The organism is Microbulbifer maximicatervae (SeqCode), assembly GCF_056232625.1.
This window is the reverse complement of the sequence record NZ_CP174324.1, coordinates 753,418-774,503: the sequence shown is the minus strand read 5'-3', so window position 1 is coordinate 774,503 and position 21,086 is coordinate 753,418. Positions and strand designations below refer to the sequence as shown.

The 21,086-nt window shown below is 49.9% G+C and carries 15 protein-coding genes; 6 read left to right on the top strand and 9 right to left on the bottom strand.

Annotated elements, in window-relative coordinates; all coding sequences use genetic code 11:
- Window positions 1-5 precede the first annotated feature (5 nt).
- The 3 genes from ACJJI6_RS03415 to ACJJI6_RS03405 are packed head-to-tail and all read right to left on the bottom strand — an operon-like array spanning window position 6 to window position 4,657.
- Window positions 6-2,213: an acetyl-CoA hydrolase/transferase C-terminal domain-containing protein gene (locus tag ACJJI6_RS03415; protein ID WP_475712495.1), complete on the bottom strand. Its 2,208-nt coding sequence runs from the start codon at window positions 2,211-2,213 to the stop codon at window positions 6-8.
- A gap of 22 nt (window positions 2,214-2,235) precedes the next feature.
- The gene (locus ACJJI6_RS03410) at window positions 2,236-4,470 is read right to left on the bottom strand and encodes an acyl-CoA dehydrogenase (protein ID WP_413662260.1); all 2,235 of its coding nucleotides are present in this window, start codon (window positions 4,468-4,470) and stop codon (window positions 2,236-2,238) included.
- Entirely contained in the window at window positions 4,418-4,657 is a 240-nt protein-coding gene (locus ACJJI6_RS03405; RefSeq protein WP_444917462.1) for a hypothetical protein, read from the bottom strand. The genes ACJJI6_RS03410 and ACJJI6_RS03405 overlap by 53 nt, the downstream gene beginning before the upstream one ends.
- Before the next feature lie 154 nt (window positions 4,658-4,811).
- Between ACJJI6_RS03405 and ACJJI6_RS03400 the strand changes: the two genes are divergently transcribed.
- A complete protein-coding gene (locus ACJJI6_RS03400) occupies window positions 4,812-6,251 on the top strand; it encodes a di-heme oxidoredictase family protein (protein WP_444917463.1) in 1,440 nt (479 codons plus the stop codon).
- Between the two features lie 69 nt (window positions 6,252-6,320).
- Here the strand turns inward: ACJJI6_RS03400 and rraA are convergent, their stop codons facing one another.
- From rraA to ppsA, 3 genes are all read right to left on the bottom strand, one after another.
- On the bottom strand, window positions 6,321-6,800 hold the full coding sequence (gene rraA, locus ACJJI6_RS03395) for a ribonuclease E activity regulator RraA (RefSeq protein ID WP_413662263.1): 480 nt from the start codon (window positions 6,798-6,800) through the stop codon (window positions 6,321-6,323).
- A 135-nt stretch (window positions 6,801-6,935) separates the two neighbouring features.
- On the bottom strand, window positions 6,936-7,505 hold the full coding sequence (locus ACJJI6_RS03390) for a L,D-transpeptidase family protein (RefSeq protein WP_444928099.1): 570 nt from the start codon (window positions 7,503-7,505) through the stop codon (window positions 6,936-6,938).
- A 430-nt stretch (window positions 7,506-7,935) separates the two neighbouring features.
- The gene (ppsA, locus tag ACJJI6_RS03385) at window positions 7,936-10,299 is read right to left on the bottom strand and encodes a phosphoenolpyruvate synthase (protein ID WP_282932498.1); all 2,364 of its coding nucleotides are present in this window, start codon (window positions 10,297-10,299) and stop codon (window positions 7,936-7,938) included.
- A 189-nt stretch (window positions 10,300-10,488) separates the two neighbouring features.
- On the opposite strand from ppsA, the gene ppsR reads away from it, so the two are divergent.
- The 3 genes from ppsR (at window position 10,489) to ACJJI6_RS03370 (ending at window position 13,190) form a co-directional block, all read left to right on the top strand.
- Window positions 10,489-11,316, top strand: a complete 828-nt coding sequence (gene ppsR, locus ACJJI6_RS03380; RefSeq protein WP_444896986.1) for a phosphoenolpyruvate synthetase regulatory kinase/phosphorylase PpsR — start codon at window positions 10,489-10,491, stop codon at window positions 11,314-11,316.
- Between the two features lie 73 nt (window positions 11,317-11,389).
- Window positions 11,390-12,721, top strand: coding sequence for an aminodeoxychorismate synthase component I (gene pabB / locus ACJJI6_RS03375; RefSeq protein ID WP_475712494.1), 1,332 nt, complete (start codon window positions 11,390-11,392; stop codon window positions 12,719-12,721).
- Window positions 12,722-12,896: 175 nt separating this feature from the next.
- Window positions 12,897-13,190, top strand: coding sequence for a hypothetical protein (locus ACJJI6_RS03370; RefSeq protein ID WP_444896984.1), 294 nt, complete (start codon window positions 12,897-12,899; stop codon window positions 13,188-13,190).
- 46 nt (window positions 13,191-13,236) lie between these two features.
- On the opposite strand, the gene cysB is transcribed toward ACJJI6_RS03370, so the two are convergent.
- Window positions 13,237-14,208 (bottom strand): HTH-type transcriptional regulator CysB, encoded by a 972-nt coding sequence (gene cysB, locus ACJJI6_RS03365; RefSeq protein WP_282932493.1) that lies wholly within the window; start codon window positions 14,206-14,208, stop codon window positions 13,237-13,239.
- Between the two features lie 313 nt (window positions 14,209-14,521).
- Window positions 14,522-15,424 carry a 5'-nucleotidase gene (locus ACJJI6_RS03360; RefSeq protein ID WP_413662270.1) on the bottom strand — a complete coding sequence of 301 codons (903 nt, stop codon included), beginning with the start codon at window positions 15,422-15,424 and terminating at the stop codon, window positions 14,522-14,524.
- An 867-nt stretch (window positions 15,425-16,291) separates the two neighbouring features.
- Here ACJJI6_RS03360 and ACJJI6_RS03355 point away from each other — a divergent pair.
- A complete protein-coding gene (locus tag ACJJI6_RS03355) occupies window positions 16,292-18,097 on the top strand; it encodes a M4 family metallopeptidase (protein ID WP_444957910.1) in 1,806 nt (601 codons plus the stop codon).
- Between the two features lie 60 nt (window positions 18,098-18,157).
- On the opposite strand, the gene ACJJI6_RS03350 is transcribed toward ACJJI6_RS03355, so the two are convergent.
- Window positions 18,158-19,447 carry an NAD(P)/FAD-dependent oxidoreductase gene (locus tag ACJJI6_RS03350; RefSeq protein ID WP_475713435.1) on the bottom strand — a complete coding sequence of 430 codons (1,290 nt, stop codon included), beginning with the start codon at window positions 19,445-19,447 and terminating at the stop codon, window positions 18,158-18,160.
- A gap of 168 nt (window positions 19,448-19,615) precedes the next feature.
- Between ACJJI6_RS03350 and ACJJI6_RS03345 the strand changes: the two genes are divergently transcribed.
- Window positions 19,616-20,950: a glutamine synthetase family protein gene (locus ACJJI6_RS03345; protein ID WP_413662273.1), complete on the top strand. Its 1,335-nt coding sequence runs from the start codon at window positions 19,616-19,618 to the stop codon at window positions 20,948-20,950.
- Window positions 20,951-21,086 lie beyond the last annotated feature (136 nt).

The window sequence follows — 21,086 nt, the reverse complement described above, 5'->3', positions numbered from 1 at the left end:
TTTATTTACTCACGGCGCAGGGGCCTTCGCTGGTCGATATACTCTTGTAACGCGGCCGCAACGGTATAGGCTTCCAGCCTGTGCTCATAGGTCTCTGTATGATCGTACCCCATTCGCTGTAAGCAGCGCTGGATATAGTCGGCACTTGAGGATTTATCGTGCCAGACCCGACGACCTTTAAAAATATTGGCCAACACTTTCCACCAACTTTTATCGGCGGAGCGCAAGTGCTGTAGGGCTACCGCTAGCAGGGCTTCCTCATCAGAGAAATCAGTACCCAGTGGATAGTGAGGCAGTTCCGCCAGGCATTTTTCGTCATTGAATACACTGGCGAGGTGTTCAGGTGTGTTTTTATTGAAACTCTCGGGAATCGAAAAGCTTTTTTCTATCTTCCCCGCGTGCTTGGCCTGCTCTAGCAATACAGCTTGAAAGCGGGTATCACAGATACTGAGCATGGCCACCATTACATCCCGGTCTGTTTTACCACGCAAATCGACTGCGCCATATTCCGTCACAACCACATCGCGCAAATGCCGGGGAATCGTCGTGTGAGGATATTCCCACACAATATTACTCTCGCAGACACCATCGCGCATTCGCACACTGGGGAGCGCAATAATGGATCGGGCCCCTGGCAAGTCCCAAGCCTGGGCGACAAAGTTATATTGCCCTCCCACCCCACTCACCACGTGGTTATCCACCAAGGCATCCGAGACAACCGCCCCTCCAAGTGTCACCATCATGGCCGAATTTACAAAGCGCGCATGCTGTCGCTGCGCCAGCTTTAGGTCTCTTTGGGATTGGAGGTCATTGGTAAAACTGATGTCAATCATATCGAGACCTGCACCCTCCTTAGGGTCCAGATCCCGCAACTCTCGATACATAAGTTCCGGCCCCAGATAGAAGCCGCCATGTAACCAGATCCCCCCAGCGATCTTTTTATTCAGGCAACTACCAATTAGACGGCGGCGCCCATGTTCGCTGTGAAGATCACACTCCTCTTCTTCACCATCAGGAGTCAGCAACTTATGGCCCCGCCAACTGTAGCTGGGGTCCACAATGCCAAGCTGCTGTAAAAAATCTGTATCTGCCACGGTTAAAGGGCAACTGATACGGCCAGCATTCTTTAATGCAAGCAGCGTTTCTTCCTGCACAGTATCAGTAATCTGATCGCTATCGAGCAGATGTTGAATTGTCGCATCAGCGTAGACTCTACGGGTCAGAACCCCCGCTCTGCGCAAATGGAGAAAACCGTGGGGCACCATTTCACTGGCCCCATAAAGGCCCCGCTTAAAGGTGCCAGTACATAGAGGCAGTTCCTCTCGGTAGCGCTTAGCATCCTCTTCCACCAAGTCATCCAGAATCCGGCAAAAGAGGGCGTTTTCCTTATGCCTCAAGCGCAGTACATGGCAAACCGCATCTCCCAGGGCGCCGATACCTACTTGAAGGGTTCCTCCATCTTCAACCAGACTGGCGATATGGTAGGCGATGCTGTATTCGGTAAAGGTTACTGGCAGGGCCGGAGCCGCAAACAGCGGCGTATCAAAAGTTTCGCCTTTCAGCAAAAAGTCAAAAGCACTGGCCGGTAGCTCACTGCTTCCATGGATATAGGGCAGCTGTGTATTTACTTCACCCAATAAATACAGGGGGTAGTCCTTGCGCTGAGCAGCCAGCTTTAGAACAGGCAGTGTCAGGTCTGGGTTGCAACTTAAACTGAACTTACCTCCACACTCTGAAGGCGCCACCATTTGCGCAATAACGTTAACCCCCCGACTGATCAGCTCACCGGGTACCTGGGTATAATTTGCACTCACGTAGTGTTGCTGCGCATAGTTGTTGCCGAGCAGCGAACCGGGCTCCATAAAGAATTCAATAACCTGGATATTACCTGGCAGGTGCCCTTTCCTCCTCGCGGGAACATAAGCAAGGTCTTGGTATTGACTGTAATGGGTATCCAGAAGTGGCTGGATAAAGCGCCGGGAAATATCACTATCCCCACGGGGGCGCTCCAGCGTCAGGGCCGTAAATATCGTCAGAGAAATCGTATGATCTTCTGCCGCTCGAGCGTATAGCGTATTAGCGAAATGGTTTGCCTTACCAAGCCCCAGCGGTAATGCCAGAACTATTTTCTTGCCGACGACTTCTAAAAGCTTATCGACACATTCCTCGGCACTGGTAAAGCTCTCTGGAGAATTCTTGTGCGCAGATTCCATCGGAGGTAGCTTTCCTCAAACCTTATTGGACTGTGCCCGCACACCCACCCAAGTGCTCGAAGTGATCCACCTGAATTGCCTTCTCTACAGCATCCGCTGCATCGTAGAGTATCTCAGCCTCTTCATCGCTGATTAGATTTTTCTTTAACCCTTCTTCCACGCTATCCCTGCTCAGGTTGCGAATACCGCCTTTTTTTAATTTTTCACGAGCCCGCTCGGAAGCGCATACCCGATCAAACGCCTGCTCAACAATATCCACTCCATCCCCGGGAGTTCCGAGAAAAACTCCACTGGTCAGCCGGTCGCGAGTCGCCGACGGCGTCAACAGTAATTCCGCACAGGCCTTGGCTTGCCGATCCGATGCGGTGTGGACACTGTGCCCCCAAGGCATGGTGAGGAAGTGCATTACTTGGCCAATAAATGGCCGGGGGAAATTTTGAAACACTTCCAACAAATTGACTTCGATCTTATGCAATCCATCTCGCATGGCAAATTCCAGCAGAGGGAGGTCATCCTTAGGGTTGCCATCATCATAAAAGCGCTTCAGGGTGCAGCTGAGCAGGTACAACTGACTCAAGACATCGCCCAATCGGGAAGAAATTAATTCTTTTCGCTTGAGTTCTCCTCCCAGAGTCATCAAGGAAAATTCGGTGACCAGAGATAGCACCGCCGAATACCGATTCAGTTGCCGGTAGTACTTGGCAGCGTGCCCTACGTTGCGAGGGCTGCTGGCAAACAAGCCCACCGTCCAGCCGTGAAAAATACCCCGACACAGGGTTTTGAATTGAAACCACATATGCTTGGGCAGCAACTTATCCAATTCATCCAAACCCGCTTCATGATCCGGATTTTCTGCCGCCAACATCTCCTGCAAGATATAGGGGTGACAGCGAATTGCGCCCTGACCAAAGATCATCAAACTGCGAGTGAGAAGATTGGCCCCCTCTACCGTAATTGCTACCGGTATCGCTCGATAAACATTACCCAGGTAATTTAATGGACCATCCATAATGGCCTTGCCCGCATGAATATCCATTGCATCAATAATGGCCTGGCGTAGACCACAAGTAGCATTGGCTTTCATAATTGCGGTGATCACCGCTGGCTTTCGCCCCTCATCCAGGGCACGGGTAGTCGTTTTATGGGCGCTGTCCAATACAAAGGCGATAGAAGCAATTTCAGCCAAGCGGCGTTGCACGCCTTCAAAGCGGCCAACAGGCACATTAAATTGCTCTCGAACCCGGGCGTAAGCGCCGGTCATGCGCGCGGCCATTTTTGCCCCACCGGTAGACAGGGATGGCAGAGAAATTCCTCGGCCTGCGGCAAGGGCACTCATCAGCATCTCCCAACCTTTGCCGACATTCTCCTCGCCGCCAATAATCCAATCCATCGGCATAAAAACATCTTTTCCCCAGTTGGGCCCATTCTGAAATGCTTGCAGCGCTGGGAGATGCCTCTGACCAATGGAAACTCCCGGTGTATCTGTGGGAACCAGGGCAACCGTAATACCCAGCTCTTCTTCATCGCCGAGAATATGGTCCGGGTCATAGAGCTTGAAGGCCAAACCTAACACTGTGGCTATCGGGCCCAAGGTGATATAGCGCTTGTGCCAATTAACACGCATACCAAGGACCTTTTCGCCTTGATACTCGCCGTAACAGACTACGCCACGGTCAATCATGGATGCCGCATCAGATCCGGCCTCCGGACTGGTCAGCGCAAAGCAGGGAATATCAGTGCCATCTGCCAGGCGTGGCAAATAGTAATCTTTTTGCTCTTGCGTACCGTGAGCCAGTAGCAGCTCTCCCGGGCCCAATGAGTTAGGCACCATTACTGTGACACCCACACAGGTACTGCGGGTGGTAATTTTGGTCACTATCTCCGCATGAGCTGTCGGGGAAAAGCCGAGGCCGCCATATTTCTTGGGAATAATAATGCCAAAAAAGCGATTTTTCCGAAGGAAATCCCAAACATGCTCCGGAATATTGCGATCCACATAGCTAATTTGCCAATCGTTGATCATTCGGCACAGCTCTTCGACTGGCCCCTCCAGGAAAGCCTGCTCCTCTTCATTGAGCGCAGGTGGCCCCATCCCCAACAATTGATCCCAATGTGGTTTACCTGACAATAACTCAGCATCCCACCAAACTTCACCCGCTTCCATCGCCTCCCTTTCTGTTTCAGAAATTGGCGGAAGTACCCGTTTAATAATTTTCAAAAGAGGCGCGGTAAAGAATTTTTTGCGCAATTCGCTCATTTTCACCTTCCATAGCGGCAGCCGTTGCAACAAACACTGCTAATTCCCGCAGGGTCGAGAGAGTCATCAATGCACAATAATAGGAGACGTTTGATTGCAGGTAAGAATTCACAGAAGAAATCCATGCCCCTACCCGGATAGACATTTTATTTTTCAACAAAACCGGCGTTGTTTTTTTTAGGGCCATTGAAAAGTTATTGAGATTAGCTTTTTCTCACTCCGTCCACAGCAATTCGTATTGTGAGACCCCCTCACCCCCTTTCAATTAAATAACCATTTTTTCCAGGGACTTGGCCTTATAACTTTTTGAAAGGGAAAGAAAAATAAACAAGGATTTTGACATGAAGCGATTAACGGCAATATCTCTCACCAGCATCAGCCTGATGCTCCCTTCATTAATTTACGCCGATCTTATCGGCGAAGCACCGCGCTTAGACCCAGCAGATAGGATTAGCCAGGATGAAATTTCCCAAGGACAACTTCACCTCGACGAAATACGTGAAGCGGGGCTGATTATTTTCAGCACGCCTTTCAATCGTTACGACGGCTTTGGTGATGGCCCCCACGATTTTTCTGAACCGGACAACCACTCCCCCACCGGAGGTAACAGGCCCACCCTGCAAGGTAATGGCACATTTTTACGGGTCAATGGCCTCGATGCGCAAAATTGCCTGGAGTGCCACACCGTTATCAGCAATAGAACAACGCCACCCAGATTGGGCATTGGCGGAGGTGGAGGATTCGGAACCAGCGTATTATTCCGTCCCGCCAATATCGATGTTATCGATGAAAACTTTGACGGTATCGCAGAGTTTGATGGGCGGCTGATTAATCCGGTATTTTTATTTGGCGCTGGGGGGATTGAATTGGTTGGTCGTGAGATGACCCATGAATTACAAAATCTTAAACAACACGCCCTCAACAACCCCGGCACCATCGTTGAACTGGAAACAAAATCAGTCAGTTTTGGGAGCATCATTGCCGACGAGTACGGCAATTTGGATACAACCAATGTCGAAGGCGTCGAGCACGATTTGGTTGTCAGGCCATTTGGTCGAAAAGGTGACAACGCCTCAGTCAGGGAGTTCGATGTCTCCGCCTTGGCATTTCATATGGGGATGCAGGCCTCGGAAGCCTTTGGCGGAGCAACAGCAGATGCTGATAATGACGGAGTCGTCAACGAAATCACCGTTGGGGACTTATCCGCACTGAGTATCTTTATTACCACCCTGGAACCACCATTCGATGTCGATGACAGAGAACACCGTGACGGCCGGAGGCTTTTCTCCGATATTGGCTGCGCCGACTGCCATCGCCCAACGATGGTCACCCAGAGAAGGACCCTCCCTTATAAACTTACCGGCTCTCCAGAAACTCCCTTTGAAGACATTTTTTACGAAGTGGACCTCACCAAGCAACCGACAAATTTTCGCCAAACCCGCAATGGCGGAATAGAGGTCGCAATGTTCTCTGATCTCAAGCGCCACGATATGGGCGAGGGGCTGGCTGAGAACGCCTTCTTCCAAACGGACCAGCAAAACCGTGAGTTTATTACCGCACGCCTTTGGGGAGTGGCCGATACCGCGCCCTATTTACACGACGGCAGAGCCACTACGTTGGCAGAAGCCATATTTCTCCACGACAACCCCGGAAGCGAGGCCAGTAACGCAGCACAGAATTTCAAGTATTTAAGTGAAAATGATCAGAATAAGATCTTGGCATTTTTGATGTCCCTGAGAATGCCGGAGAATCCCGCTGATGATCTAATTGATCCCCGCTGAGTTGATTCTCAACAACTGGCAGCGCTTTTGGGCTGCCAGTTTCCAGACCTAATGGACTTACTGGCGTTTTTAGGTAAGTGCCTTACCCGCCACAATTACACCGTTGTTATCCGCGTAGAGGTATTCCCCCGGGCGGAAATCCACACCGGCAAAGCTCACCGCCAGGCCTCTTTCACCAATTCCCTTTTTTTCTGTTTTCATTGGGTGGCTACCAAGTGCCTGCACTCCCAGGTCCAGTTCCGCGATTTCATCTACATCGCGAATGCAGCCATACATCAGGATACCTTCCCAACCGTTGGCAACCGCCTTTTCTGCCAGCATATCGCCAAGACAAGCCCGCCGCATAGATCCACCGGCATCTACTACCAAAACCTTGCCCTGCCCCGGTTCAGCCACCAGTTCTCGCACCAGGGAGTTATCTTCAAAACATTTGATAGTGACAATCTGCCCACCAAAACGATCTCGGCCACCGTAATTGATAAACATAGGATCAACTACTCGCACCTCATCAGGGTAGGCATCACATAAATCGGGGGTTGACTTGAGCATCAATATTCTCGCAGCAATCTATGGAAGAGAAGGATAATAGCGGGAAAAAAGTAGAAGAGCTAAGAGGCAAATAAATACCGGGTATCACCACGATGGATAATACCCGGCCAAGCCTTCGCTGCCACGAAATTAAAACTAGTGTGTTACACGAACCGGCGTGCCTACACGCACATGCTGATAGAACTTTCTCGCCATATGTGGGGGCATACGTACACAACCATGAGAAGCGGGATAGCCGGGCACATGGCCAGAAGCATGTAAACCGATACCGCCATTAAAACGAATGTAATTATTCATTTTTGCACCGCGATACACAGTACCCGCAGGGCGACGATGCTTTCGAGTATTTACATTCGATCTCACGACTCTGCCAGTGCGTCTATCAACAAAACTGCCATAAATAGACGAGCGGTGATAAGGGTGTTTGGACAACACACGAAAATGTCCGGGGCGTGTGCTGTAACCGCGCTTCCCCGAAGAAATACGGGAGACACCAACTAATTTCCCACCTTTATACAGATATGCGCGCTGCTCACTTAAATCAATTCTAATTGATGGACTACCACCCCTGGCTGCGGCGCGATCATCAAACCAATTAGATGCGCGTGGCTTTGCATCTGCCGGTGGCGCTGCCATTAAAGCCATAAGGCACATCATCAAAAAGACATGAAGTATGGGGATTTGAAACTGTCTACTCGTTTGCATAGCTCACCTCACCGAGTCTGGGTACCCTGCCCTGAATCCAACAGATAAACAGTCTGTCGGTAATTTTCAGGTGCGCGCCAGTGGGGCCAGGGCCCACGGCGAACATTTTTACGGAGCACATTGCGCAATCTGTTTTTCGATTTACACGCAACCTTAAGACTCTTCCGATTCTATTGAGGCGAGCGGAAAGATTTAGAATGAATTCTTCTGTGTGGATCAGCTGATAGAGGTTTGTATTTTTTGGATAATGTGTCGTTTAAATTTTTCAAACACAATTAGCAGAACAAAATCAGATGTTTCCGGGTTTAACCGCAACAACGGACTCATTTTCCACCAAGGCAAACATCGCTTCAGCAGAAAAATTACAATTAAATATAGCGGGGGAAAAATTGGGAAAGCGGCCCACAATTGGGCCGCTTAAAGAGGAAAATTAACCTTCCTCGTTGGCCAGGAATAGCCAGGTATCTACTGCGGTATCCGGATTCAGGGACACACTGTCGATCCCCTCATCCATCAACCAGCGGGCGAAGTCTTTATGGTCAGAAGGACCCTGACCACAAATACCTACATATTTACCCGCTTTCTTACAGGCTTGGATTGCCCTGGAAAGCAGTGCCTTGACCGCTGGGTTGCGCTCATCAAACAAATCGGCAACCAGGCCGGAGTCGCGGTCCAGACCAAGCGTTAGCTGGGTCAAGTCATTGGAACCGATGGAGAAACCATCAAAGTGCTGCAGGAAGTCTTCCGCCAGCAAAGCGTTGGACGGCAGTTCGCACATCATAATGACCTTAAGGCCACCTTCTCCACGGCGCAGGCCGTTTTCAGCCAGCAGACCGACTACTTCCTCAGCTTCTTCCGGGGTGCGGACGAAGGGCACCATGATTTCCACATTGGTCAGTCCCATTTCATCGCGGACTTTCTTCAGTGCACGGCACTCCAGGGCAAAGCACTGGCGGAAATCTTCAGAGCGATAGCGAGCTGCACCACGGAAGCCAAGCATTGGGTTTTCTTCGCTTGGCTCGTACAACTGGCCACCCACAAGGTGCGCATACTCATTAGATTTAAAGTCGGACAAGCGTACGATGACGCGATTCGGTGCGAAGGCTGCAGCCAAGGTAGCGATGCCTTCCACCAACTTTTCGACAATAAAGTCTTCTGGAGAATCGTACCCACCGATACGCTCGCGAATATTCTGCTGCAGATCTTCCGGCAGGTTATCCAGTTCGAGCAGTGCTTTCGGGTGAATACCGATCATGCGGTTGAGGATAAACTCGAGGCGTGCAAGGCCAACGCCCTGGTTCGGCAGATGGCTGAAAGCGAATGCTCGATCCGGGTTGCCCACGTTCAACATAATTTTGAACGGCAGCTCCGGCATTTCCGCAACTTCAGTTTCCTCGCGCTGGAATTCCAATTCACCAGCCATTACAAAACCGGTATCGCCTTCCGCACAGGAAACAGTCACCGGGGTGCCGGTTTCGAGCAGCTCGGTTGCATTACCACAACCTACAACTGCGGGGATGCCCAGCTCACGAGCGATAATTGCCGCGTGACAAGTACGGCCGCCGCGATTGGTAACAATAGCACTCGCTTTCTTCAGGACCGGCTCCCAATCCGGGTCGGTCATGTCGGTAACCAGGACTTCACCATCCTGCATCAGCGCCATATCTTCTACGGATTCAAGCTTGCGAACGGGGCCCGCGCCAATGCGCTGGCCGATTGCGCGGCCTTCACACAGTACGTCACTGCGCTCCTGCAAGCTGTAGCGCTCAATGCTGGTTCCCTGATCGCGGGAGCGTACAGTTTCCGGACGCGCCTGTACGATAAACAACTTACCGCTGTCGCCGTCTTTGGCCCACTCGATATCCATCGGGCGACCGTAGTGCTCTTCAATTTTACGGGCCTGGATTGCCAGGTCTGTCAGCTCTGCATCGTTGAGGGCAAAGCGCTGGCGGTCTTCGTCTGCCACCGGGATAGTTTTCACGGAACGACCACATTCACCGCTCTCGTCGTAAACCATCTTGATCGCTTTACTACCGCGGTTGCGGCGCAGAATCGCAGGGCGGCCCGCATCCAGGGCTGGCTTGTAGAGGTAAAATTCGTCCGGGTTAACCGCACCTTGAACAACGGTTTCGCCCAAACCAAAGGCGGCGGTGATAAAGATCACATCGCGGAAGCCACTCTCGGTGTCCAGGGTAAACATCACACCCGCTGCGCCAGTCTCACTGCGCACCATGTGCTGGATACCGGCAGACAGAGCAACGCCCACATCCGCATAACCGGTATGCACGCGGTAGGCGATAGCACGGTCGTTGTAGAGGGAAGCAAAAACTTCTTTTACTGCCTTCAATACAGCGTCGATACCGCGGATATTAAGGAAGGTCTCCTGCTGACCGGCGAAGGACGCATCCGGCAAGTCTTCGGCGGTTGCAGAGGAGCGAACTGCAACAGCAGTTTCCGCACCACCCAGGGCCTCATAGCCCTCGCGAATCTCTTTTTCCAGCTGCTCGGGGAACGGAGTCTGTAAAATCCAGTTGCGGATTTCATCTCCCGCCTGGGCCAGCTCGGTGACATTACCAACATCCAATCCTTGCAAACGCTCGGCTATACGCTGCTCCAGCTGTTCGTGAGCCAGGAAAGCCCTAAAGGCTTCTGCGGTGGTAGCGAATCCACCGGGTACGCTCACGCCGGCACCGGCGAGAGAGGAGATCATCTCGCCCAGTGATGCGTTCTTGCCGCCGACTTTGTCGACATCGGCCATGCCCAGTTTTGCGAAGTCGATCGTGAAGTTCGTCAAGTGAAGGCCCTCTAAAATTCAGGTTGAGTGGCGGCAGATTATAAGGATGAGTTTTGTAAAAAATAGCCCGTAAAAATTGGCCAAAATGTTGTAAATTTTCTACAAAAATTGCAAAACGCCAGAATAAAAGACCTTTGCCCCATTCCTCCCCTACAATAGCCCCCTCACGCCGACAAACTGAGAACAAACATGGCAAAAGACAAGCGCACGGCTTTTTTTATCTCCGACGGAACCGGTCTCACCGTCGAAGCGATTGGCCACAGCCTACTCGCACAGTTCCGCGATCAACAAGTTGAGCAGGTCACGCTTCCCTATATCGACTCCACCGAAAAAGTTAAACAGGCCCTGCAACGCATAGAAAAAGCAGCCGATGAATCCGGTTTACAGCCGATCATTATTACCAGCATTGTTTCTGACAAGATCCGGGAACAGCTACACCAAAGCTCTGCGTTGATGCTCGATATCTTCGAGAACTACCTCACGCCACTGGCCAATCTGTTTAACCGGGATCCAGCGCAGATGGTCAACGTCTCTCACGGCATTGACGACAACCGCCGCTACACCGACCGGATTGAAGCAGTGCACTTCGCCATGGACAATGACGATGGCCGCAGAGTCAGCGAATTCCAGCAAGCCGATGTAATCCTGTTGGGCGTTTCCCGCTCCGGCAAAACGCCTACCTGCTTGTACCTGGCACTTCAGTTTGGCCTGCGCGCGGCAAACTACCCCATCACCGAAGAGGATATGGACTCCACCACCCTGCCCAAGATCCTGCGCCCGTTTCGCAACAAGCTGTTTGGCCTGACAATCGAGCCCGAGCGTCTGATGCAAATTAGACAGGAAAGGCGCGCCAACAGCCGCTACGCTTCTAAGGAACAATGTGAATTCGAGGTGCGCCAAGTTGAGCAAATGCTGAGGCGGGCCCAGGTGCCTTTCCTCAATGCAACCCAACTTTCGGTGGAGGAACTCGCCACCCGCCTGATGTCTCAGGCCGGTATTGAGCGCAGGATTGACTAAAGAGCCACACACCCTTTAATTGCCGCCGCAAAATGTGTAGTGTGCGCCGTCTTCCGGACTGCTGTAGCTTGATATGCAAATTGTCTCTCTGCCCTACTCATTAAACACGCCCGCCGCATTTGCGGCGATAGCGGATTTACCTATCCCCGTTTGGCTCGACAGCGGTCGACCTCTCGCGGAGGGTGGGCGCTATGACATCATTAGTGCCGACCCAATAAATACCCTCGAGTTAAGTGCCGACACGCCCGAGCCATTTGCCCGGCTGGATGACCTCGTGTGCGAACTCTGCCCTCAGGACAGGGACTCACAACTGCCTTTTTGCGGCGGGGTTATTGGTTACGCTGGTTATGAACTCGGTGTAGAGGGCAATTATCTGCCGGCAGATATGCGCCCTACGGACTTGCCCGCAGGCTTTTTTGGGCTCTACACATGGGCCTTTATTGCCGACCACCAACTGGGCAGCAATCACCTGGTTTTCCACCCCGCCTGCCCACCCCAGCAAGTTCGCGAATTGATACAGCGATTTAAAGCTATCAACTGGGAGACCACGCTTACACCCGGGGACTTCCGGCTGCTTTCACCATTTGAGCACGAACTGAGTGCAGATGATTATCGGGCACAAATTGAGCAGATATTGGAATATATCGCCGCCGGCGATATCTATCAGGCAAACTTTACCCAGCGTTTCAGGGCCCCCTACAGCGGCGATCTGTTAACAGCTTACCTGGCATTGCGCTCTCAAGCTGCCGGTCCCTTTTCTGCTTATATGGCCCTGCCCCATGGCAGTCTGCTCAGTATGTCGCCGGAGCGATTTATCCGAGCTGATGGCGCCAGTTTGCGCACGGAACCGATTAAAGGCACTGCTGCAAGACACGCTGACAAGATGGCAGATCAGCGCGCCGCCTTCTCGTTGCAGAGAAGCCCCAAGGACCGGGCGGAAAACCTGATGATCGTCGATTTACTGCGCAATGATTTGAGTAAGCTGTGTCGCAGTGGCACTGTACGTGTTCCCGAGCTATTCCAATTGGCAAGCTTTGCCAATGTCCACCACTTGGTCAGCGTAGTAACTGGCGAGCTAGCCGAAGAGTCGGTCTACAGCGAATTACTCGAAGCTTGTTTCCCTGGAGGGTCTATCACAGGTGCTCCAAAGCGACGCTCTATGGAAGTAATTCGGGAGCTGGAATCCAGTCCTCGGGGGATTTATTGCGGCAGTATTGGCTACATCAGCAGCTGCGGCCGCGCTGACACCAATATCGCCATCCGGACCTTCAGTGCCAACGATGGACACCTAACCTGCGCGGCAGGTGGTGGGATCGTTGCAGATTCCGATCCCACTTCAGAGCACCAGGAGTGCTTGGACAAGGTGCGCTTACTACTGGAAACAACTGAACAATTTTTGCAGTAGGCATCAAATCGCCGAAAAACGACCAAAAAATAGCCTATTTTGGCGCCTTTTGTAGCATCACTACAAATTTCAGTTATAAAGGTATCGGCGATTGATATTTCAAAGTTATTAGGGGTTCTGATAGATTCAGTCCATCTTGCCTTTAATGGCATTGCACTGGATCAAGGAAATTATCGTGAAGATCACACTGGTCAAGAAAATTCTCGCCGACGGCTCGCCCTGCGCCAAGTGTCGCGACGTTGAAGAAAAGCTGGAAGAAAATGGCCAAATGCAATTTATCGACCAGACACTTATCGCCGACGTGCGTGACCCGCAAAGCCCAGGTTTACAGCTGGCTCAGCAGTACAAGGTAGAGCGAGCGCCCTTCTTTGTCGTAGAGCGCGAAGGTAAGGAAGCAGAGATTTTCACTGTTTACTTCAAGTTCGCCAAAGAAGTGCTGCGCCCCCTGATCGAGATGGAGGCTTCATAGCCTCCATCCCTTACCTTTATTTCGGCACCTTTATTCAGCAGCACCTCTAGTAAACCGGCAACTCCATATCGGCGAACAGCGCATCGACCTCAGAACGGGATGTCGCCTGTGCCGCTTGGTCAATCAGCTCACGGCTGAGATGGGGGGCAAATTGCTGGATAAACTCATACATAAAGCCCCGCAGGAAAATCCCCTTACGGAAGCCAATTTTCGTAACACTCGATTCAAATAGATCACTGGCATCGAGAGCCACAAGGTCCTCATCTTCACCATCAACGGCCATATCAGCCACAATGCCAATTCCCAATCCCAGACGCACGTAAGTTTTGATTACATCAGCATCGGCGGCGGTAAAGACTACCTTAGGTGACAACCCTTTCTCCAAGAAAGCTTCATCTAACTTGGAGCGGCCGGTAAACCCAAATACATAAGTAACTATCGGGTACTTCGCCACGTCCTCAAGGGATAGCTTGCTCACTTGGCAAAGCGGGTGATCTTTCGGTACCAGAATGCAGCGGTTCCAGCGGTAGACAGGCATCATCACCAAGTCGCTGAAAAGCTCTAGAGCTTCGGTAGCTATAGCAAAGTCTGCAGTGCCATCTGCCGCCATCTCAGAAATTTGCATAGGGGTTCCCTGGTGCATATGCAGGGAAACCTCCGGATAACGGCCTATAAACAACTTAATAATCGGGGGCAAGGCATAGCGCGCCTGGGTGTGAGTGGTGGCTACAGCGAGACTACCTTTTTTATCATTGCTGAACTCTTGCGCAACCTGTTTGATATTCTCCACTTTGCGCATAATTTCGCCGGCAGTCTTTAAGATTGCCTCCCCTGCCGGGGTCACCCTTGTGAGATGCTTGCCGCTGCGCGCGAAGATTTCTACGCCAAGCTCATCCTCCAAAAGTCGGATTTGCTTACTGATTCCCGGCTGGGAGGTATAGAGGCTCTGCGCTGTAGCAGAAACATTGAGGTCGTGATGTGCCACTTCCCAGATATATCTCAACTGCTGCAGCTTCATAGATCCTCCCTTTCATTAAGTTCGCTCATGGCCGAGAGCGAGTAATACCATTTTTTGATCGATAGTTATAAAAACTATCTTGAGTTATACGAGAAAAGAATAGCAGTGAATCAAAGCCAGGGCCAATGGACGGTTGAATATCCGTGGTAGAGACGAAAGTGTCAATCAACTTTGGGGGATCCCGGACTTTCTGTCGGCTTTATTTTCTAATAACTAGAGCTAAGCCTCTCGGATGAGGACCGGGAAAAGTTCGAACATTATCGGCATAGAGAGCACTGAGTGATAACGTACACCTTTATCACTTTTGAACTTTTTATACCTCTGCATTTGCGATTCCATGAGGAACATGACCCGTAGCCACATGCTCACCTGCAGAAACACAGTGACTAGGCTGATCATCAAAAAAGACATCGGCGCCAAAAGCCCGCAGGAACTCACCTTTAGGAAGCCCGCCGAGAAAAACTGACTCATCCACTCTAATATCCCAGGCGCGCAATGTCCTGATGACCCGCTCATGGGCCGGAGCGGAACGTGCCGTTACCAAAGCCGTTCGTATCGGGCAGGTATCCATCTCAAATTCAGCCTGCAATCTCTGCAAAGCTTCAAGGAACCCCTTAAAGGGACCTCCCCCCAGTGGCTTCTGTGCTGAGGCACGCTCCGCCTCAGTAAAAGCAGCCAGGCCTTCCGTTTTGTAGACTCGCTCAGCCTCATCAGAGAAGATTACCGCATCGCCGTCAAAGGCAAATCGCAACACATCATCACGATATTCGCGATTTCCTCCGGCAACCAAGGTTGCCGCAGCAACCCCCTGCTCCAACGCTTGGCGGACATCTACACCATCAGCAGACAAAAACAGGTTGCATCCAAATGGGCCAATATAACGGTAAGGGCTTCCACCATTGCAAAAGGCCGCACGAGTAATATTGAGTCCATAGTGCTCTATCGAGTTAAATACCCTTAATCCGGTATCGGCACTATTCCTTGATAGCAGGATCACCTCCACCCGTGGCTCCCCGCCAAGAAGCTCATTGATCTTTAGAAACTTCTCAACCAGGGGGAATGCGTCCCCTTTTTCCAGAACATCGTTCTCACGCTCAACTTGATAATGAGAAAAGGCGTGCAATCCCTGCTCCTCAAAAACCTTGTGGCTATCGCTAAGGTTAAACAGAGCGCGAGAGGAAATAGCGATTACTAACTTATCTGGACGCACAGCCATTAGAAAGCCTCTACATCGTTAATCCACCGACACCGCAGCGTCACTGAGGGCAGTGAGAGTCTACGACAAATCTCAAACTTATATCCCACAAATTGAGCGATATGTACAGATAAGAATGCCAACCCTTCCCGATGTTACCTCCAGAGCGCTGCACAAGTGTCCAGGGAGTCAAAGTTGCCTTGACTGCGGGATTAAGACGATGGAGCAAAACATTTCAAAACTCGAAATTGAAACCGCCCCAAACTACCGCGTGCATTTTACTACAGTAAAGTTTTGGTAGAGTTAATATCCACCCCCATTAAACTCAGAAAGGGTTAATACTTTAATCCTTTAGTTTGACAACCCCTTAAAGAACCCAGATTAATACACTCCTTCAAACTTAACAAACATATAGCACCCTCCTCATGCAAATTGAATTAAATTGAAGAATTTCGCACCAGAAACAAACAAAAATAACAAAACCACAGAAAGCTTTACCGTTTAAATACAATTCAAAAAAAGTTTGCCACTCAGAAAAAAGCTATAAACTAACCAATTAAAACCCCTCAAATAACCAAAGTTGCAAATATCTGAATTCGTGACATACACATCAAAAAAACAATTTGACCTTTCAAGTTTACATCCACTACAAAAAAATTATTGTCAGGAATAACAACAAGGGATATCGTTATTTCGCCTGACAACGGCAAACAACCCCCAAGAAAATTTTGCACATAAACTCCATACAGCTCTCAGCTCATAGCGCGAGATATTCTTGGGGTGTGATTCAATTGGCCGCTTAACCAGACAGCATTAACTACTGAGCGTTTAATTTATGCTCCCGGTTAACTATGGCCATTAAATTATAATCATAAAGAGAATTACTTAATGAAATATTTGTTAGGAGCCGCTAGCACACTCGCACTCGCTATTAGCGCCCAAGCTGCGGAGCGTATTAATGTCACACCAGAGCTACTTTCCAATCAATCCCTAGCCTCAATCGCTGGCTCAGATATGAAGCTGGAAAAGGTTCGTGAGCGCACGCTTGCCAATGGAAGAACGGTTGCCCGATATCGGCAAACTCACAAAGGCATACCCGTTTGGGGGAGAACCATAACCAGTTCCAGGCAAGGCTTAACTGAAAAAGTGAGAGGCCACGTACTCTCTGGTCTAGAGCTTGAGGTACCTACCGCCCGCGCAACGATTGATGCCGATAATGCTATTGATCGAGCCATGAACCATCAGCTGAATCTGCGCACTCAGGATGGTGACAGTAAAAAAGCTCTCTCAATGTCGTCCATGCGCTTCAACGCACAAAACCAGAAAAAAGAGCTCTATGTCTATGTCGATGAAAACGACCAGGCGCGATTAGCTTATTTGGTTAACTGGGTCGAATACGGAGATGAGCCGAGCAGACCGTTCTATTTTGTAGACGCACTTACTGGTGAAGTTATCAAACAATGGGACGGCCTTGCCTTCCAGGATGCCACAGGCCCCGGTGGCAATGAAAAAACCGGGCGTTATGAATATGGAACAGACTTCCCTGCCCTCGAAGTTGACAATAACTGCTCCATGAACACAGCTAACGTAGAAACCGTGGATTTAAATCATGGTACAAGCGGAGGTAGCGTTTTCTCCTTCACCTGTCCGGAAAATGATTACAAAGAAATCAATGGTGCTTATTCTCCATTGAATGATGCCCACTTCTTCGGCAACGTCGTTTTCAATATGTATAGTGACTGGTATGGAACATCGCCCCTCACACAAAAATTGAGAATGCGAGTTCACTACAGCAACAACTACGAGAACGCCTTCTGGGATGGCAGCCAAATGACATTTGGTGATGGCTTCACAACCTTCCACCCACTTGTCAGCTTGGATGTATCCTCTCATGAGGTGAGCCATGGCTTTACTGAGCAAAACTCCAACCTGACCTACGCCAACCAATCCGGCGGCATCAACGAAGCCTTCTCTGACATGGCCGGTGAAGCTGCCGAGTTCTACATGAAGGGCACTAACGACTGGATGGTGGGGGCCGATATATACAAGGCTGATGGCGCTCTTCGCTATATGGATGACCCCACCAAAGATGGCAGATCCATTGGCCATGCTTCCGACTACTATAGCGGCATGGATGTGCACTACAGCTCCGGCGTATTCAACCGGGCTTTCTACCTGATTGCCAACTCAAGCGGCTGGAACACCCAAACTGCTTTCGATATCTTTGTGCTTGCTAACCAAACTTATTGGAATCAAAGCACTGATTACATTGAAGGGGCTTGCGGAGCCCTGTCAGCTACTGAAGATCTCGGATACGATACTGCAACAGTAATCGCAGCGTTCGACACCGTAGGGGTATCTACCAGTAACTGTGGCGATGATGGTGGCTCAAACTCAGAAGGCTGGGAAGAAACCAACTTATCAGGCCGCCGAAATAGCTGGCAGCACTTCACTCTGGATGTACCATCAGGCTCATCATCTTTGACTGTCGAAATGCTCGGCGGCAATGGCGATGCCGATTTGTACGTCCGTTATGGTGCCACCCCAACCACCGACAACTGGGATTGTCGCCCTTACGTAAACGGCAACAATGAATTCTGTAGCTTTAGCAATCCAGCTGCAGGTACCTGGCACATCAGTGTACAAGGCTATATTTCGTACAGAGGCGTAACTCTTTCCGCCCAGAGCCAGTAATATTTAAGGCCGGTGCCGACACATTAGTGTGTCGGCATTCTCTATCACATCATTCAAAGACTAGCTTCCAAACCTATCTAACAAACTGTGGTAAAGCATCCCCAACACCAACCCCGGCCACCTCAATAAAGTGCCACCTGGAAACTCTACTTTAGGAAGAGAAGAAAACACGTTATAACCCTCACACTCCCCATAAATTGCATCAGCCAGAAGCTTGCCGGCAAAAGTCGCCGTAGGCACTCCATGTCCAGAATACCCCTGACTGTAATATAGGCCCGACTGCAACTGTCCTATACAGGGCATCCGATTCATAGTAATGGCCAGCGTACCCCCCCAGCCGAAATCAACAGCAGTATTTTCCAGCTGCGGGTAAACCCTCAACATATACTTGCGGACGAAACTGCGAATATCTTTAGGGAAACGCCTGGTGTAATTTTCCCCTCCCCCAAAAATTAAGCGATTATCGCCAGATAATTTCCAATAATTTATAACAAATAGAGTATCTTGCAGTGCGAAGTCATTGGCTATGATTTCCCTAGCGAGCCCCTTCGGTAAGGGCTCTGTTGCCAGCACAAAATTATTTATTGGCATTATGCGCCCCGCTAAGCGGGGCTCAAGATCTTTCAAGTAACCATTGCAAGCTAAAATCAACTTTTCGGCCTTCACCTTTCCTCGTGCAGTTTTCACCGTAAAGGGAGAAGAGCTCGAATACCCTTGCACACCACTACACTCAAAAAACCTGGCACCGGCAGAAACTGCTGCGCGGGCAAGACCTAATACAAAATTGAGAGGATGAAGATGTAGCGAACCAAAATCCAGCTGTGCGCCGAGATATCGTTTGCTACTTACAAGCTCTCGAACTTCTTCTTTCTCTATATACTCAACTTGCCTGTAATCATATTTCTCTCTGAGTTCTTCAGTTTCATCCTGCAGATATTTATCGTGACTGGATTTTGCTGCAAGATGCATAATCCCGCGTTTTAAATCACATTGAATCTGGTGCCTGACTATAAGGCTTTCCACCAGTTGAACAGCATTGATACTCAAATCCCAGAGCTGCTTAGCGGTGTCGAATCCGAACATGGCTTCCAGATCACCCTGACTTCGCCTTTGTCCAACACCGACATGTCCTCCATTCCTTCCTGATGCGCCCCAACCAATCCTATTGGCCTCCAGAAGCACCACACGGTAGCCGCGCTCTGCCAAGTGCAAAGCACTGGAGAGTCCCGTATAACCACCACCAATGATGCAGACATCTGCCTCTACGTTACCCTCCAGGCATGGATACTCCTGAAGGTCGTTAGCTGTAGCGGCATAATAGGATTCCGTGTGCTCATCCAACCTATTCATCAGCTTCATATTTCTACCAGATACCCTCAATGCCATTTAAATAAACGGCCCTGTTCCAATCGGCAGTATATAGTTCCTTTACACAGGAGGAATTATTTTCAGCGCAACGCTTTCCGGCACTGATCATAGAATTTCACTCAGGAAGAAAAAGTAAGCAATGGCTATCCAATGGATAAAATTACAAACTGGCTGGCAAATCACAATATTGCAGAAGTTGAATGCCTTGTTCCCGACATGTCAGGTAACGCCAGAGGAAAGTTCACCCCCACCGATAAGTTCTTAACTCAAGACAGCCGTTTACCGGAAAGCATTTTGGTGCAAACTGTCACGGGGGATTATGTCGACGAACACAATGAGCTTGTTGATCCAGCAGACACCGACATGCTCCTAATCCCTGACCCCAACTCAGTGCGCCTAAACCCTTGGGCCAATGATCCGACAGCACAAATCATTCATGACTGCCATTCTCGAGATGGGGACCCTCACCCTATCAGCACCCGTAATATTTTAAAATTTGTCCTCGAAAAATATGCAGACAGAGGATGGAAGCCTATTGTCGCCCCTGAGGTAGAGTTTTATCTTGTAAAAAGAAACCTGGATCCGGATGAAAAGCTATCCGCGCCTGTGGGAAGATCGGGACGCACAGAAAAAACCCGACAATCCTACAGCATTGATGCAGCCAATGAATACGAGCCCATCATTGAAGACATGTATGATTTTTGTGAAGCTCAGGGGCTTGATGTCGACACACTGATCCACGAATCAGGCACTGCCCAGATGGAAATTAACTTTCTCCATGGAGATCCACTTCATTTAGCTGACCAGGTCTTTACCTTTAAACGCACAGTGCGCGAAACAGCTCTGCGCCACGGCATTTATGCAACCTTCATGGCAAAACCGATGGAAGACGAACCTGGAAGCGCGCTGCACTTACACCAGAGTGTGGCGGATAGAAAAACCGGTGAAAATATTTTTGTCGATAATACAGGAAAAGAGAGCAATAATTTCTTGCACTTTATTGGCGGCATGCAGAAATACACTCCCGGTTTTATTAGTTTTTTTGCTCCAAATGTAAACTCCTATCGCCGCTTCACACCTGAAATGGCCGCACCCACCAGTCTCCACTGGGGTTATGACAATCGAACAACAGGCCTTCGGGTTCCCGACAGCTCGCCACAAAGTAAACGTCTTGAGAATCGTTTTCCCGGGGCAGACTGCAATCCCTATCTTGCCATAGCAGCTTCCCTTGCCTGCGGATATTTAGGAATGACCAATAAAGTCGCACCGAGCGCACCTTATCAGGGCGACTGCTCCAAAGAGTCAATTACACTTCCCCGCACCCAGGAACATGCCCTGACACTGCTATCAGATTGTGATGAAGCAACAGAAATGTTTGGCAGAAAATTCGTAAAAGCCTGGAACGCAATCAAGAGAAACGAATATGAGGAGTTTAATCGTGTGATCAGTTCATGGGAGAGGGAATTTCTATTATTAAATGTATAAATAACCGTTCCACTAAAAGCTAACAGAAATAATAAACTGTTATCGCCAAATTTATTTTTTCGGAAAAAACAACTCATCTTTTCCACCTCACAGGCAGAACATCACTTCCTAATTTGTGACGATCCGAGCAAAAATA

What these genes read in the sequence shown, in the direction of transcription:
- ACJJI6_RS03360 (WP_413662270.1), bottom strand. Translation starts at nt 15,424, where the DNA reads ATGGCTGTGCGTCCAGATAAGTTAGTAATCGCTATTTCCTCTCGCGCT.
- ACJJI6_RS03400 (WP_444917463.1), top strand. Translation starts at nt 4,812, where the DNA reads ATGAAGCGATTAACGGCAATATCTCTCACCAGCATCAGCCTGATGCTC.
- ppsR (WP_444896986.1), top strand. Translation starts at nt 10,489, where the DNA reads ATGGCAAAAGACAAGCGCACGGCTTTTTTTATCTCCGACGGAACCGGT.
- rraA (WP_413662263.1), bottom strand. Translation starts at nt 6,800, where the DNA reads ATGCTCAAGTCAACCCCCGATTTATGTGATGCCTACCCTGATGAGGTG.
- ACJJI6_RS03405 (WP_444917462.1), bottom strand. Translation starts at nt 4,657, where the DNA reads ATGGCCCTAAAAAAAACAACGCCGGTTTTGTTGAAAAATAAAATGTCT.
- ACJJI6_RS03355 (WP_444957910.1), top strand. Translation starts at nt 16,292, where the DNA reads ATGAAATATTTGTTAGGAGCCGCTAGCACACTCGCACTCGCTATTAGC.
- ACJJI6_RS03415 (WP_475712495.1), bottom strand. Translation starts at nt 2,213, where the DNA reads ATGGAATCTGCGCACAAGAATTCTCCAGAGAGCTTTACCAGTGCCGAG.
- ACJJI6_RS03410 (WP_413662260.1), bottom strand. Translation starts at nt 4,470, where the DNA reads ATGAGCGAATTGCGCAAAAAATTCTTTACCGCGCCTCTTTTGAAAATT.
- cysB (WP_282932493.1), bottom strand. Translation starts at nt 14,208, where the DNA reads ATGAAGCTGCAGCAGTTGAGATATATCTGGGAAGTGGCACATCACGAC.
- pabB (WP_475712494.1), top strand. Translation starts at nt 11,390, where the DNA reads ATGCAAATTGTCTCTCTGCCCTACTCATTAAACACGCCCGCCGCATTT.
- ACJJI6_RS03390 (WP_444928099.1), bottom strand. Translation starts at nt 7,505, where the DNA reads ATGCAAACGAGTAGACAGTTTCAAATCCCCATACTTCATGTCTTTTTG.
- ACJJI6_RS03345 (WP_413662273.1), top strand. Translation starts at nt 19,616, where the DNA reads ATGGATAAAATTACAAACTGGCTGGCAAATCACAATATTGCAGAAGTT.
- ACJJI6_RS03350 (WP_475713435.1), bottom strand. Translation starts at nt 19,447, where the DNA reads ATGAATAGGTTGGATGAGCACACGGAATCCTATTATGCCGCTACAGCT.